The organism is Streptomyces sp. NPDC059247 (assembly GCF_042754005.1).
Classification (GTDB): Bacteria; Actinomycetota; Actinomycetes; order Streptomycetales; family Streptomycetaceae; genus Streptomyces.
The window spans coordinates 284,322-298,032 of sequence record NZ_JBHYZW010000008.1; the positions used below are offsets into that span (position 1 = coordinate 284,322).

Here is a 13,711-nt window from a genome sequence, read left to right on the forward strand (position 1 = left end):
AACCCACTGGGTTACGTTACTGACGAGTGTCGGTCCATTTCTCCAACCCAGGAGCCCCGTCATGCGCGACGCCGTCATCGTCGAAGCCGTCCGGACCCCGATCGGCAGGGGCAAGGCGGGCGGAGCCCTGTCCGGCGTCCACCCCGTCGCCCTCCTCTCCCACACCCTGCGTGCCCTGATCGAACGCTCCGGCATCGACCCCGCCCTCGTCGACGACGTGATCGGCGGCACCGTCGACCAGGTCGGCGAGCAGGCCATGAACACCACCCGCTACGCCTGGCTCGGGGCCGGGTTCCCCGAATCCGTGCCCGCCACCACCGTCGACCGCCAGTGCGGCTCCTCCCAGCAGGCCGTCCACTTCGCCGCGCAGGGAGTCCTCTCGGGGGCGTACGACATCGCCGTGGCCTGCGGGGTCGAGTCGATGAGCCGCGTCCCGATGTGGTCCAACGTGCCGCCCGGCGCCGACCCCTTCGGCCCCGGTGTCGCCGAGCGCTACCCCGGGGGCCTCGTCCCGCAGGGCATCAGCGCCGAACTGATCGCCGCCGAGTGGTCCCTCGGACGGGAGGCCATGGACGCCTTCGCCGCCGCCTCGCACACCAGGGCGGCCCGCGCCTGGGCGGACGGACTCTTCGACGCCGAGGTCGTCCCGTACGGGGACGTCCGCCACGACGAGTCCGTCCGCCCCACGACCACCCCCGAGATCCTCGCCGGGCTCCGCCCCGCCTTCGAGGACCCCGGCTTCGCCGCCCGCTTCCCCCGGATCGAATGGTCCGTGACCGCAGGGAACAGCAGCCCGGTCAACGACGGCGCCTCGGCCGTGCTCGTGATGGCCGCCGACACCGCGCGGAGTCTCGGCCTGCGCCCTCTCGCCCGGCTGCACTCCTTCGCCGTCACCGGCTCCGACCCGCTGCTCATGCTCAGCGGGGTCATCCCCGCCACCGAGAAGGTCCTGCGCCGCTCGGGCCTCTCGCTCGACGACATCGACCTCTTCGAGATCAACGAGGCCTTCGCCAGCGTCGTCCTCGCCTGGCGGAAGGAGACCGGCGCCGACCCCGACAGGATCAATGTGCACGGCGGCGCCATCGCCCTCGGCCACCCCCTGGGCGCCAGCGGCACCCGGCTCACCACCACCCTGGTGCACGCCCTGCGGGCCAGGGGCGCCCGCTACGGACTCCAGGCGATGTGCGAGGCGGGCGGCCTGGCCAACGCGATGATCGTCGAGGCGCTCTGACCCGTACGGCCGCCCGACCCGTACGGCCGCCGGGTCCTCGAGTGCCGGGTCCGCGCGGTCACCGAAGCCCCCGCCGGAAGGCCCTGCCGCACAGGCCTGACGGATGGGCCCGGCAGACGGGCCCGGCAGACGGGCCTGTGAGACAGCTCCGACAGGACTGTCCTGCCCGCGGACCACGTCGGCCGACCGCGCACCGGAACCGGGACCCGTGTCAGGGGGCTCGGCGCCTCGCCGGCCACCCGCCCCGCTCAGGACGCCTGGGTCAGCGCCTCGCGGACGACCCGCTCGCACAGTTCGTGCGTGGCCAGCGCGTCCCGCGCGCTCAGCACCCGGCCCTCGCGCACCGCGTCGAGGAAGCCGAGCACCGCCTGCTCGATACCGCGCTGCCGGGCCACCGGCACCCAGTCTCCGCGCCGCCGCAGGGTCGGCTGGCCCTTGTGGTCGACCACCTCGGACAGATTGAACACCTGACGCTTGGTGTCCTGCCCCGAGACCTCCAGGATCTCCTCCGTGGAGCCGTTCATCCGGTTCATCATGCCGATGGCGGTGAAGCCGTCGCCGGAGAGCTGGAGCACCACGTGGTGCATGAGCCCCTCCCGGACCCTGGCCCGCACGTCGACGTGCTCGATGTCGCCGGGCAGCAGGAACCGCAGGGTGTCGACGACATGGATGAAGTCGTCGAGCACGAACGTGCGCGGGTCCTCGGGCAGCCCCACCCGGTTCTTCTGGAGGAGGATCAGCTCGCGCGGGTGCTCGACGCACTGCGCGTAGCCCGGCGCGAGGCGCCGGTTGAACCCGACCGCCAGGGAGACCGACCGCTTCTCGGCCAGTTCCACGATCCGCTCGGAGTCCGCGTACTCGTACGAGAGGGGCTTGTCGACGTACGTCGGCACGCCCGCTTCGATCAGCCGTTCCGCGATCTCCGCGTGGGCGGCGGTCGGCGCGTGCACGAAAGCCGCGTCGAGCCCGGCGGAGAGCAGCGAGCCGAGGTCGCGGTGGCGCTGCCCGGCGGGCAGGCGCAGGGTGTCGGCGACCCGGTCGAGGGTCTCGGCGGTACGGGTCTGGAGGTGGAGCTCGACGCCCGGGAGGCTGCCGATCACGGGAAGGTACGCCTTCTGCGCGATGTCACCGAGTCCGATGCAGCCAACCTTCACGTGGTCTCCCTCGTCGTGTCCACCGGCCCAGCTCACAGGGGCCGTTCCCGCTGGTCAGCTTACGCGGACCGGTTCGCGGGCGAACGGCGGCGGTCCGACGGAAAGCGGTGGCGCGGCCGGGAGGCTTGGGGCACGATGCCGCGCATGACCATCGAAAGCACGGCCTCCGTCCCCCGCGTCGACCCCGGCACCACCACGGGAGAGCGCGAGGCGCTGGAACAGTGGCTCGACTTCCACCGCGCGACCCTCGCGATGAAGTGCGAGGGGCTCACCGACGCCCAGTTGCGCACCCTTTCCGCCCCTCCGTCCGACCTCAACCTCCTGGGGCTCGTCCGTCACATGGCGGAGGTGGAGCGCGGCTGGTTCCGCTCGATCCTCGCCGGTGAGGAGGTCCGGTACATCTACTCCACGGAGGAGGACCGCGACGGGGACATCCACGTCTCGGACGAGGACACCTACGAGGAGGCCCACGCCACCTGGCAGGCGGAGATCGCCCGCGCGCGGAGCATCGCCGCCGCCCATGAGCTGGACGATCTGGGCATCGGCACGCACCGCGGCGGGAAGACCTTCAACCTGCGCTGGATCTACCTCCACATGATCGAGGAGTACGCCCGCCACAACGGCCACGCGGACCTCATCCGTGAGCGCGTGGACGGCACGACCGGCGACTGACCGGGGCCCGGCCGGGTCCTGGACCATCCAGGCCAGATCCGCGATCCCGCCCGTCCGAAGTCCGCCCGGTCCGGGCCCGTCCTGGCCCGAAGCCCGGCCGCGCCGAAGCCCAGCCCGGTCCGAAGTCCGACCGACCGAGGTCCGCCCGGCCCGACCCGACCCGAAGTCCGGCCGGTCCGGGGTTCGCCCGGCTCCGGCACCAGGCCCGGCCAGCACCCCAGGCCGGCCGGGGCACTGGCCGACCCCTGCCCCGGCCGGGGCCGGCCCCCGGTCGCGCCGACAGCGCCCGCGCACGGTCAGGCCCGGTCCGACCCGGTCAAGTCCGCCGTCCTCCGGCCTCACCCGTGCGGGGCATTCCCCGCCGGTAGGGGCGCGGGGACCGTCGTCGGCCCAGCAGAGTGACGCGGGTGCATGGAACCCGAACCACAGCGAAGATCCTGGTCGGGGCGGCCGTGGCCGCCCTCGCGGGGTGCGTGTCGGTGGACGCCCCGTCGGCCCCGCCCTCCCCCGCGCCCGCCACGGACTCCCTCCGCCCTGCCCAGGCGGTGGCGCCGCAGATCGTCGAGGGCCCGGCCCGCGAGGCGCTCGAAGCGGCGCTCCCCGCTCCCCCGCCGTCCACCGCTCCCCGCTCCGCGCCCCCGGCCGAACCGCACCGCCGGGCGCTCCCGCCCCGGCCGGAGGCGGCGCGCCCGGAGGCCGTACCCCCACGTCGTGAGCGGACCCGCCCGGCGGCCCGGCCGTCGCTCCCCGGACCGCCCGTACTGACGGGCCTGCCGAGGAAGCCCCCGGTGTCCCGGGCGGACGTGTGCGCGCTGGGCGAGCGGTACGGGGGCTGGCGGCCCGGCAGTGACACGTCGAGGATCTGCCACGGTGTGTACGGCCGCTGACCTCCCCGTCATCGCCCCCTGAGCCGCAGCTCCAGCCGTTCGATCGCCGCCCGCACCCCGTTGCCGTAGCCGTCGTCGTCCAGGTGGTCCGAGGCGACACGGGCCCGGTCGAGGTGGACCCGGGCGGCGTCGGGCTGCTGGAGCTTGACGTAGTCGGCGGCCAGGTTGAGGTGGAGGGAGGGGTACAGGGCCCGGAGCGCGGCGGCCGAGTCATGGGCGACGACCCGCTCCTCGACGAGGCTCCCCGCCGCGCTCAGGGCCCGCAGGTCCCAGGCCAGCTCCGTGTCGGGGTCGTCCTGGGCGTCGGCCATGTAGTGGGCGAGGGTGCAGCGGTGGAGCGGATCCCCCTCGGGGCCGATCTCCTGCCACAGCAGACCGAAGCGGTTGCGGGCCTCCTCGCGGTCGCCGCCGTGGAGCAGCATCATGGCCTGCCCGATCCTGGTCATGACGCCGTCGTCCGACACCTGCTGCTGCTCGGTCACCGCGACCTCCACCGCTTCGCCCACTGGGAGGCCGACGCTAGCCGCCCCCGCCCCGGATCGGGCCGAGGCTCAGCCGAGGTCCGGGACGCGCCAGTCGATCGGCTCGTGTCCCTGGGCCGCGACGGCCGCGTCGATCTGGGTGAAGGGCCGCGAACCGAAGAACTTCTTCGCCGACAGCGGCGAGGGGTGGGCGCCCTTCACCACCACGTGCCGCTCCTCGTCGATGAGCGGCAGCTTCTTCTGCGCGTAGTTGCCCCAGAGGACGAAGACGGCCGGGTCGGGACGCGAGGCGACGGCGGTGATGACCGCGTCGGTGAACTTCTCCCAGCCCTTGCCCTTGTGCGAGTTCGCCTCGCCGGAACGGACCGTCAGGACCGCGTTGAGCAGGAGGACGCCCTGCTCGGCCCACGGCATCAGATAGCCGTTGTCGGGGACGGGGTGGCCGAGCTCGGCCTGCATCTCCTTGTAGATGTTCCGCAGGGAGGGCGGGGTCTTCACCCCGGGCCGTACGGAGAAGCAGAGCCCGTGGCCCTGCCCCTCGCCGTGGTAGGGGTCCTGACCGAGGATCAGGACCTTGACCTTGTCGTACGGGGTGGCGTCGAGGGCGGCGAAGACCTCGTCCTTCGGCGGGAAGACCGGTCCTGCGGCGCGCTCCTCCTCGACGAACTCGGTGAGCTGGGCGAAGTAGGGCTTCTGCAGTTCCTCGCCGAGGACACCCCGCCAGGACTCGGGCAGCATGTTGGTATCGGTCACGGTCGACAACCTCCGGTGGACGTTCCTGTCTACGCCGCAGAACCTACCGGGGGCCACTGACAACGGCCCCCGGCGGTCCGTTCTCCTACCAGCTGGCCCGGCGGTTCAGCTCCCAGAGCTGCATGACCGTCTGCGGGTCGAGGGCGCGCTCGCCGCCGCCGATGTCGTCACGTGCCGCGATGTAGAGCTTGCCCTGCCACAGCGGCAGCAGCCGGACGTCCTGGACCATGATCTCCTGGGCCTCCACGAACTCGTTCGTGACGGTCCCCCGGTCGCTCTCGCGGCGGGACTTGGGGATGAGTTCGTTGGTGATCCGGGGGCTGATGTACGGGGTGCCGAGGACGTTCTCCTTGCCGAGGAACGGCGCGACGAAGTTGTCCGGGTCCGGGAAGTCGGGGAACCAGCCGCGGCCGAAGACCGGGTACTCGCCCTTCTGGTATCCGGCCTGGAACGCCGTCCAGGGCTTGCCGCGCAGGGTGATCCTGAAGAGGCCGGACTCCTCCAGCTGGCGCTTCAGCTCGGCGAACTCGGCGGCGGTCGAGGAGCCGTACCGGTCCGTCGTGTACCAGAAGGTCAGCTCGACGGGATCGGTGATGCCCGCGTCACGCAGGATCTTCTTGGCCTTCTTGGCGTTCGGCGCGCCGTAGCGGTCGAAGAACTTGGTGGTGTGAGCGGCGATGCCCTTGGGCACCATGGAGTACAGGGGTTCGGCGGTGCCCTGGTAGACCTTGTTCACCAGTTCGTCGCGGTCGACGAGCTGGGCGACGGCCCGGCGGACGGGCAGCTTCGCGGCGGTGGGGTCCTGGGTGTTGAAGACGAGGTAGCGGATGTCCGCGCCCGTCGACTCCACGATCTGGAGGCCCTTGTTCTCCGGCTTGTCGTCCTGGAGGGAGACGACCTCCTCGGCGGTGAGACCGCGGTAGGTGGCGTCGATCTCCTTCTTGCGGAGGGCGGTGACCATCGCTTCGGAATGGTCGAAGTACCGGATGGTCACGCCGCCGTTCTTGCGGTCGGCGAAACCCTTGTAGGTGGGGTTCTTCGTCAGCTGCGCCGTCTTGCGCTCGGCGTACGAGTCGAGGACGTACGGTCCCGAGCCCACGACCTTGCCGTCCTTGCGGAGCCGGTCGGCCGGGTACTCGGCCGGGTCGACGAGGGACATCGCCGGGGTGGCGAGGATGAACGGGAAGGTCGCGTCCGGCTTGTTGAGCCGGAAGACGACGGTCCGGTCGCCGACCGTCTCGATCTTGCCGAGCGAGCCGAGCATCCCGTTGGGGCCGCCCTTGGAGTCGATCGTGCGGATGCGCTCGATCGAGTACTGCACGGCCTTGGCGTCCAGCTTGTGCCCGTTCGAGAACGTGAGGCCCTCGATGAGCTTGCATTCGAAGACCCGGCTGGAGGTGTCGGTGAACTTGCAGTCGGCGGCGTCCGACTGTGGAGTCGTACTGCCTGTCGGGAAACTCACCAGGGTCTGGAAGACGTTCCGGAAGAGTTCCCAGGAATTGTCCCAGGCGGCGGCCGGGTCAAGCGTGGAGGGAGAACTCGTCGTACCGATGACGATTCTCTGATCCCCAGGGGATTCACTGTCCGAGAAGACACCGCATCCGGTCACCAGGGATATGGACACAAGGGCTGCAGCGGCCTGCAGACTGGTCCGGTTGAACACGTGCACGCTCCTCGTTCAGCCAGGGGTCGGCCGACGATACCGCAGCACCCCGCCAGGTCAATCGTCCGGTCTGACGGGGCACTTGAGGCATTCGACCCTCAACCGGGCCCAATCCGGACACTCATTCCGGAAAGTGTCCGGATATCGGTCACCCGACTCCGGCGTTCAGGAAAATCCCGCCGTCGACGACGAGCGTCTGCCCGGTGATCCACTCCGACTGCGCCGAGGTGAGGAAGGCTGCCGCGCCGCCGATGTCCTCGGGCTCGCCGAGGCGGCCGAGCGGATAGGCCGCCGCCGCCTCCGCCTCCCGGCCCTCGTAGAGCGCCTGCGCGAATTTCGTCTTGACCACGGCCGGGGCAATGGCATTGACGCGTACGAGCGGCGCGAATTCATGCGCCAGCTGAAGGGTCAGATTCACCATCGCGGCCTTGCTCATTCCGTACGCGCCGATGAAGGGCGAGGCGGAGACACCGGCGATCGAGGCGATGTTCACGATCGCGCCGCCGTGCTCCTTCTGCCAGGCGTGCCAGCTCCGCTGGGCGAAGCCGAGCGCGGAGACCACGTTCGTCTCGAAGACCTTGCGGGCCACGCCGAGGTCCAGATCGGCGAGGGGGCCGAAGACCGGGTTCGTACCGGCGTTGTTCACGAGGAAGTCGAGGCGGCCGAAGCCGTCCATCGCCGCCTCGACGGCGACGGCCTGGTGAGCCTCGTCGTGGGCCTTGCCGGGGACGCCGATCGCCCGGTCGGCGCCGAGGCGCTCGACGGCCGCCTTGAGGGCCTCCTCGCCCCGTCCGGTGATGACGACCCGGTCGCCCCGGGCGACGAGCGCCTCGGCGACGCCGTACCCGATGCCCCGACTCGCGCCGGTGACGAGGGCCACCTTGCCGGAGAGCTCCGGGCGTTCCTGTGCGGTCATGACCTGCTCCTCGCTTCCGGACGTCAGTTGAGCGGGCCGCCGGCCACGTACATGACCTGACCGGAGACGAAGCCCGCGTCGTCGCCGGTGAAGAAGGCGATGGCGTTCGCCACGTCCTCGGGGCGGCCGACGCGCTGCACCGGGATCATGGACGCGGCGGCGGCCTGGAAGTCCTCGAAGCCCATGCCGACGCGCTCGGCGGTCTGGGCGGTCATCTCGGTGACGATGAAGCCGGGCGCGACGGCGTTGGCGGTGACGCCGAACTTGCCGAGCTCCTTGGCGAGCGTCTTGGTGAGGCCCTGCAGACCGGCCTTCACGGCCGAGTAGTTGGCCTGGCCCCGGTTGCCGAGGGCCGACGAGGAGGAGAGCGACACGATCCGGCCGAAGCCCGCGTCCACCATGTGCTTCTGGCAGGCCTTCGCCATCAGGAAGGCGCCCTTGAGGTGCACGTTCATGACGAGGTCCCAGTCCGACTCGGACATCTTGAAGAGCAGGTTGTCGCGGAGCACGCCCGCGTTGTTGACGAGGATCGTCGGCGCGCCGAGCTCCTCGGCGACCCGTGCGACGGCGGCCTCGACCTGGGCCGCGTCGGACACGTCGCAGCCGACCGCGAGGGCGGTCCCACCGGCCGCGGTGATCTTCTCGACGGTGTCTCCGCAGGCCGCCTCGTCGAGGTCGAGCACGGCGACGGCGCGGCCCTCGGCCGCCAGACGGATCGCGGTGGCGGCGCCGATGCCCCGGGCGGCACCCGTGACGACGGCTACGCGCTGCTCGGTGGTGGACATGCTTGGTTCTCCTCGCCCTTGGAACGTCCCTGGTCGCGGCCCGAACCGGTCGCCCGCTCCTGCGTCCCGCACATGAGCGACCGCTTAGTATCGTCCGCAGGACGAGACGCTAGAAGCCCCGGCACCCGGTGTCAACGGCCCACCGGGTGCACCTGGTCACTCCCCGTTCCGGGCGGACGCGGTCAGCGCACCAGGATGCCCATGAGCCGTTCCACCTCGGCCTCGGGGTCGGCCGTCAGACCGGTGTGTACGGGGCCCGGCTGGACGACCGTGGAGCGCGGCGCGATCAGCCAGCGGAAGCGCCGTCCGGCGTCGTCCCCTGCCGCCTGGCCCGCGTCGTCGCCGCCCAGGCAGACCCCTTCGACGGCCCGCAGCGCGGCCAGGACACCGGTGACGTCGGCCGTCGGGTCCAGGACCGAGAGCTTCGCCTCGTCCAGGTGCGTACGGGCGGCCACGAAGGACCGGGCACGGCAGTAGACGACCACTCCCGCGTTGAAGCACTCGCCGCGCTCGACCCGCGGCACCACGCGCAGCAGCGCGTACTCGAAGACATCGCGGTCGGTCACGGGGTGCTGTCCTTCTCGGTGGGGTGCGGCCGGGGCGCGAGACGCTCGGCGAGCCAGCCGGGCGGTCGCTGCGGCCGGTTCTCCCTGCGCGGGCCGAGGGTGATCCGCTCGTGGATGCTCGCGGCGCGCGGCAGGAGCGCCTCCACGTACGCGGCGCGCAGTGCGTCGGTGCTCGTGAAGCCGGGCTCGTCGACGAGCCACTCGTCGGGCACGTCGGCGGCGACCTCGTCCAGGAGCGCGCGGGTGACCAGCGGCGCCAGTTCGGCGGCGGCGGTGGCGACGTCCGGCGCGAACGGGGCGAGCGCGTGGTCGGAGGCGTCGTACGGCTTGGCGGCGGACGCCTGGGCGCCGGGCCAGTTGTGGTGCCAGATCATGGTGGCGCCGTGGTCGATCAGCCACAGGTCGCCGTGCCAGACGAGCATGTTCGGGTTGCGCCAGGACCGGTCGACGTTGTTGACGACCGCGTCGAACCAGACGACCCGGCCCGCCTCCGCCGGGTCCACCTCGTACGCCAGCGGGTCGAAGCCCAGCGAGCCGGGCAGGAAGTCCATCCCCAGGTTGAGCCCGCCGCTCGCCTTGAGCAGCTCCTGCACCTCCTGGTCGGGCTCGGAGAGTCCGATGACCGGGTCGAGCTGGAGACCGACCAGCCGGGGCACCCGCAGCCCGAGCTTCCGGGCGAGCTGCCCGCAGATCACCTCGGCGACCAGGGTCTTGCGGCCCTGCCCGGCGCCGGTGAACTTCATGACGTACGTACCGAGGTCGTCGGCCTCGACGATCCCGGGGAGCGAGCCACCTTCACGCAGGGGCGTGACATAACGGGTCGCTACGACCTCTTCCAACACTTTCCCAGGCCACCCATCTCTTGAGCCCTACAGTCCACGGACGGCTCCTCCAGGGCGTGAAGACGGAAATCACCGGTCGGCGGCGCTACGGAGAATCCGGGGAGTTCCGGCCGACAGGCCGGTCACCCCTGCTCGCCCAGCAGACCGTCGACGATGCCGCACCCCTCACAACCGGCCTCCAGCATGAAGTGAGCATAGTAACCGAGGGTGATCGTCGACGCGGAGTGTCCGAGCCGCCGAGCCAGGGTCACAACGGACTCTCCGGCTTCCGGCATGATCGAGGCGTAGGTGTGCCGAAGCTCATGAAAACCGTCCTTCGGGGCCGCCGCCCACTGCCAGGGTTTCGCTCCCTCGGCGCGCGGCGGGATGACGTCGGCCTTGGCCAAGGCCGACGTCCAGGTGTAGGTGTTCCAAGCGTTCACCGCGACGGCGTCGCCGAAGCACGTGGTGAGCAGCAGGGAACTCCCTCCCCTCCAGCTTCCCCCACGGCAGCTCTACCGCTACCGGCGGAAACGCCTATGGCGCTTCAATGGCGCATGTCTGGTTCTGAGGGGGCCGGATCACGGCAACGTGATCCGGCTACCCGACTCCAGCCCGACCTCGACCCGGCAAGGTCAAGGACCTGGCCACCCTCTCGTTCGTCGAGGGCAAGGCGAACGCCGCCCCGCTCGGGCCGCCCGGGGTCGGCAAGACGCACATCGCCGTCGCTCTCGCGGTCGCGGCCTGCCGGGCCGGCTACTCGATCCACTTCACCAGCCTCGACGACATGGTCCGCAACCTCAAAACCGCCGAATCCGCTTCAGATGGCTCAAGCGCTTCGTCGCACGAGAGGTCAACCGCCACCTCACCAGCGCATTCAGCGGCACGCCCGGACCGTCTCCTCCAGCTTGACGATCTGTAGAAGCCTCGGCGTCAAGCCCTCAGGCAGTCGTGCACACCACGAAGGCCCGGATGCCCTCCTGCACGGTATTGGTGTTCCGGACGGTCACCTGCCAGCCCGTAGTGCCCCCGAACGAGGCGATGATGAAGGACCGCCCGGTGTCGGCGCCGGCGACGAGGCCGACGTTGACGCCTCCACCGCCGGTGCTGACCGTGCCCGCGGGACAGGTCACGGTTGCGTTGCCGATCTGCCCCGCGGGCACCGTCACCAAATCACCGAAGGTGCGCTGAAACGAGGCTGCGGCCTTCAAGGCGGCCCGGTCCCCGGGCGACGGTGCGCCGGAGCCGGTGTTCTGGGCGACCGCCGCTCCCGCCCCGGCGGTGAGCAGCGCGGCGGCTGTCAGGGCGGCGACCTTGATGCGTCTCATGTCGATCTCCCTCTGTCCGTGTGTCAGATGGGTCCGGCATCCCCCCTCTCCCGCGGGTCATCCGCGATGTCACTCGTTCGCCGCACGCAGGAACGATCCCCCCTCCGCCGATGGAGGGAGGGCCCGGAACGGCTCACCCGCGTGCTCGCCGCCCTGCGGGAGGCCGGTATCACGGCCCGCGAGGACTTCACCCGCTGCCGCAGCTGCGGCCGGTCCGAGATCGGCGGCGACGGACGAGCCCACCCGATTCGGTACGGCGCCTCATGGTGGGCGGCGGTGGTCAGCCGACAGAGCAGAACGTGGCGCAGGAGCGGCCAGTGCGGGCGGAGGCGAAGTCGGATCGGCGGCCGGGCGGCCTTGGCGGGGCCCGTCTTTCCGGGGGTAGGCGGCAGGACGTACAGGGCGCGCACGTTCGCACCGGGCACCTGCTCGTTGGCCACCGCGATCAGCTTCGGCGCGCTCCAGCGCACCTTCGTGCCGTACACCGGAGCGTCGGGTGACGTCGAGGCGGCCTGTGTCCGGGTAGAACTTCACCGCCTGGACGGGCGGTCCATCCCCACGCGTGCGGGGAGCAGCTCAGCGCGGTCAGGGAGACGGTCCGTCCCGGGGGCGGGGTGAAAACCGTCCGGGTGGAGAGCGGCGGGGTGTTCAGGGACTCCTAGCGGTGGTTTGTTGACTGCGGGTCAGCTCAGGGCTATGTAGGAAGAAGGGAAGCGTCACCTCGCCGCTGGGGGCTGTGATGACCGCTCGTGTGCCGTGTCCGCCCGCTCCGGGCCCGCTGGAAGCCTACGCCGCCCGTTTCGATGACATCTTCACCAATCTGGCCCAGCGGCGTGGCTTCCGCGAGTACCTCGCTGGGCTGCTGCTGCCCCGGGACCGCAACAAGACGCTGACCTGCCTGGCGGGTACGGAACCGGTGGTCGGCGCCCAGCATCCCGCGGTGCAGCGGCTGCAGTTCTTCCTCTCGGAGTCGCGGTGGGATCCGGAGAAGGTCAACGCGCGGCGCGTCGAGCTATTGCTGGCTGATCCGGCCGTGGCGCCGCATACGGGCGGGGTGCTGGTGGTCGATGACTCCGGGGACCGCAAGGCCGGCAGCGCGACCGCACACGTGGGCAAGCAGTACATCGGGTCGCTCGGCAAGGTCGACCGCGGCGTGGTCACCGTGACGACCTGCTGGGCCGACGAGCGGCTCCACCACCCGCTGCACGCGGTGCCGTACACCCCAGCCCACCACTTTCCGACAGGCAAGAAGGACCCCGGGTTCCGCAGCAAACTGCAGATCGCCGGTGAACTGACCCGCAAGGCCGAGCAGGCCGGAGTGCCGTTCCGGGCGGTGGCGGCCGATGCCGCCTATGGCGACCACCACAGCTTCCTGCGGGACCTGGGCGAGGCCGGACTGCCGTTCGTGGTCGCGGTCAAACCCAGCCACGGCTCCTGGTCCTACGGCAAGGACACTTACACACCGCGCCTTGCCGCACAGGCCCTGACCTGGACCGATCCCGAACACCCCGGCGACTGGACCCCCGTCGAACGCAGGTTCCGCGACGGGCACACCAGCACCTGGTGGGCCGCCGAGGCATCGCTGGGATTCTGGGGACCGGACGGCAACGTCCGCCTGGTCGTGACCACCACCGATCCGCAGAGTCTGCCTTCGCAGTCGACCTGGTACCTGGCCACCGACCTGCCCCGTCCCGGCAGCCGACGCGCCGCCACCAGCCCACAGCCCCCGGCCGACCTGGCCGAAGTCGTAAGGCTCTACGGACTTCGCCACTGGATCGAACAGAGCTACAAGCAGGTCAAGGACGAACTCGGGTGGGCCGACTTCCAGGTCCGCTCTGACACCGCCATCCGCCGTCACCAGACCCTGGTCACCTGCGCCTTCTCCTTTTGCTGGAACACCTGGTTCACCCCACCGCCGGCCTCCGCCCGGGCACCGGAACCGGCACCGCTCCCAAAGAGGGGGCCCTCCCGGACCCCACCAGCCCCGCACGGCCTGCTGGCCCCAGGCGATCCGAGCCGTCCGTGGCTGGCTGACGCCCTGGCACACGCTGCAACGCTACTGGTCCGCCTGGACCACCAAGCCCCCACCCGAGGAACTGAAAGCCCTGCTCAACACCCTCGCCCGCGGACACCCGCTTGATCTCTACCACCCGGTTTAACAAACCACCGCTAGGCGGTGACTGTCGTCCGGGCCGGAGCCGACACGGAGGCCGACGATGCCTCGGGCCGCTTGCCGGTCCCTTCGTCGGTGGGCGGGCCGTGATCCTTCGACGCCCACACCCCCACCGTGATGCCGACGCCCAGCAGGGCGGACGCACAGACCCCGGCTAGGACTTGTCTGACAAAGGATCTTGGGTAGGTTCGCGGAGCCAGAGGATGAGTGCGGCGAGGTGGACTCCTGCCTTGTAACGGGCGGCGAGTTTGTCGAAGCGGGTGGCGATCGCGCGGAACTG

General features: G+C 70.9%; 14 protein-coding genes and 3 pseudogenes. 6 read left to right on the top strand and 11 right to left on the bottom strand.

Annotated elements, in window-relative coordinates; genetic code table 11:
* Positions 1-61: 61 nt before the first annotated feature.
* The gene (locus tag ACFXGN_RS17945) at positions 62-1,231 is read left to right on the top strand and encodes a thiolase family protein (protein ID WP_384859748.1); all 1,170 of its coding nucleotides are present in this window, start codon (positions 62-64) and stop codon (positions 1,229-1,231) included.
* A 248-nt stretch (positions 1,232-1,479) separates the two neighbouring features.
* On the opposite strand, the gene ACFXGN_RS17950 is transcribed toward ACFXGN_RS17945, so the two are convergent.
* Entirely contained in the window at positions 1,480-2,385 is a 906-nt protein-coding gene (locus ACFXGN_RS17950; protein WP_384859750.1) for a Gfo/Idh/MocA family protein, read from the bottom strand.
* 135 nt (positions 2,386-2,520) lie between these two features.
* On the opposite strand from ACFXGN_RS17950, the gene ACFXGN_RS17955 reads away from it, so the two are divergent.
* On the top strand, positions 2,521-3,057 hold the full coding sequence (locus tag ACFXGN_RS17955) for a DinB family protein (protein ID WP_384859753.1): 537 nt from the start codon (positions 2,521-2,523) through the stop codon (positions 3,055-3,057).
* A 407-nt stretch (positions 3,058-3,464) separates the two neighbouring features.
* Positions 3,465-3,944 carry a hypothetical protein gene (locus ACFXGN_RS17960; RefSeq protein ID WP_384859756.1) on the top strand — a complete coding sequence of 160 codons (480 nt, stop codon included), beginning with the start codon at positions 3,465-3,467 and terminating at the stop codon, positions 3,942-3,944.
* An 8-nt stretch (positions 3,945-3,952) separates the two neighbouring features.
* Here the strand turns inward: ACFXGN_RS17960 and ACFXGN_RS17965 are convergent, their stop codons facing one another.
* The 8 genes from ACFXGN_RS17965 to ACFXGN_RS18000 all read right to left on the bottom strand — a co-directional run bounded on the left by ACFXGN_RS17965 (position 3,953) and on the right by ACFXGN_RS18000 (position 10,373).
* On the bottom strand, positions 3,953-4,426 hold the full coding sequence (locus ACFXGN_RS17965; protein ID WP_384859758.1) for a hypothetical protein: 474 nt from the start codon (positions 4,424-4,426) through the stop codon (positions 3,953-3,955).
* A 69-nt stretch (positions 4,427-4,495) separates the two neighbouring features.
* On the bottom strand, positions 4,496-5,179 hold the full coding sequence (ung, locus tag ACFXGN_RS17970) for a uracil-DNA glycosylase (RefSeq protein ID WP_384859761.1): 684 nt from the start codon (positions 5,177-5,179) through the stop codon (positions 4,496-4,498).
* An 85-nt stretch (positions 5,180-5,264) separates the two neighbouring features.
* Positions 5,265-6,842 (bottom strand): ABC transporter substrate-binding protein, encoded by a 1,578-nt coding sequence (locus ACFXGN_RS17975; RefSeq protein ID WP_384859762.1) that lies wholly within the window; start codon positions 6,840-6,842, stop codon positions 5,265-5,267.
* Positions 6,843-6,990: 148 nt separating this feature from the next.
* A complete protein-coding gene (locus ACFXGN_RS17980) occupies positions 6,991-7,758 on the bottom strand; it encodes an SDR family oxidoreductase (protein ID WP_384859764.1) in 768 nt (255 codons plus the stop codon).
* A gap of 23 nt (positions 7,759-7,781) precedes the next feature.
* On the bottom strand, positions 7,782-8,543 hold the full coding sequence (gene fabG, locus ACFXGN_RS17985; protein ID WP_384859767.1) for a 3-oxoacyl-ACP reductase FabG: 762 nt from the start codon (positions 8,541-8,543) through the stop codon (positions 7,782-7,784).
* A 182-nt stretch (positions 8,544-8,725) separates the two neighbouring features.
* A complete protein-coding gene (locus ACFXGN_RS17990) occupies positions 8,726-9,109 on the bottom strand; it encodes a DUF3037 domain-containing protein (RefSeq protein WP_384859770.1) in 384 nt (127 codons plus the stop codon).
* Positions 9,106-9,948 (bottom strand): HipA family kinase, encoded by an 843-nt coding sequence (locus tag ACFXGN_RS17995; protein WP_384859772.1) that lies wholly within the window; start codon positions 9,946-9,948, stop codon positions 9,106-9,108. The genes ACFXGN_RS17990 and ACFXGN_RS17995 overlap by 4 nt, the downstream gene beginning before the upstream one ends.
* A 125-nt stretch (positions 9,949-10,073) precedes the next feature.
* Positions 10,074-10,373 carry a tyrosine-type recombinase/integrase gene (locus ACFXGN_RS18000; protein WP_384859775.1) on the bottom strand — a complete coding sequence of 100 codons (300 nt, stop codon included), beginning with the start codon at positions 10,371-10,373 and terminating at the stop codon, positions 10,074-10,076.
* 168 nt (positions 10,374-10,541) lie between these two features.
* On the opposite strand from ACFXGN_RS18000, the pseudogene ACFXGN_RS18005 reads away from it, so the two are divergent.
* Positions 10,542-10,750 (top strand): annotated as a pseudogene (locus ACFXGN_RS18005) (ATP-binding protein); the annotation flags it as partial.
* 121 nt (positions 10,751-10,871) lie between these two features.
* Here ACFXGN_RS18005 and ACFXGN_RS18010 read toward each other — a convergent pair.
* Entirely contained in the window at positions 10,872-11,258 is a 387-nt protein-coding gene (locus tag ACFXGN_RS18010; protein ID WP_384859778.1) for a hypothetical protein, read from the bottom strand.
* Positions 11,259-11,381: 123 nt separating this feature from the next.
* Here ACFXGN_RS18010 and ACFXGN_RS18015 point away from each other — a divergent pair.
* Positions 11,382-11,492 (top strand): annotated as a pseudogene (locus tag ACFXGN_RS18015) (DUF6891 domain-containing protein); the annotation flags it as partial.
* Between the two features lie 505 nt (positions 11,493-11,997).
* Positions 11,998-13,398 (top strand): IS701 family transposase, encoded by a 1,401-nt coding sequence (locus tag ACFXGN_RS18020; protein WP_384859781.1) that lies wholly within the window; start codon positions 11,998-12,000, stop codon positions 13,396-13,398.
* Between the two features lie 187 nt (positions 13,399-13,585).
* On the opposite strand, the pseudogene ACFXGN_RS18025 reads toward ACFXGN_RS18020, so the two are convergent.
* A pseudogene (locus tag ACFXGN_RS18025) lies at positions 13,586-13,711 on the bottom strand (IS5/IS1182 family transposase); the annotation flags it as partial.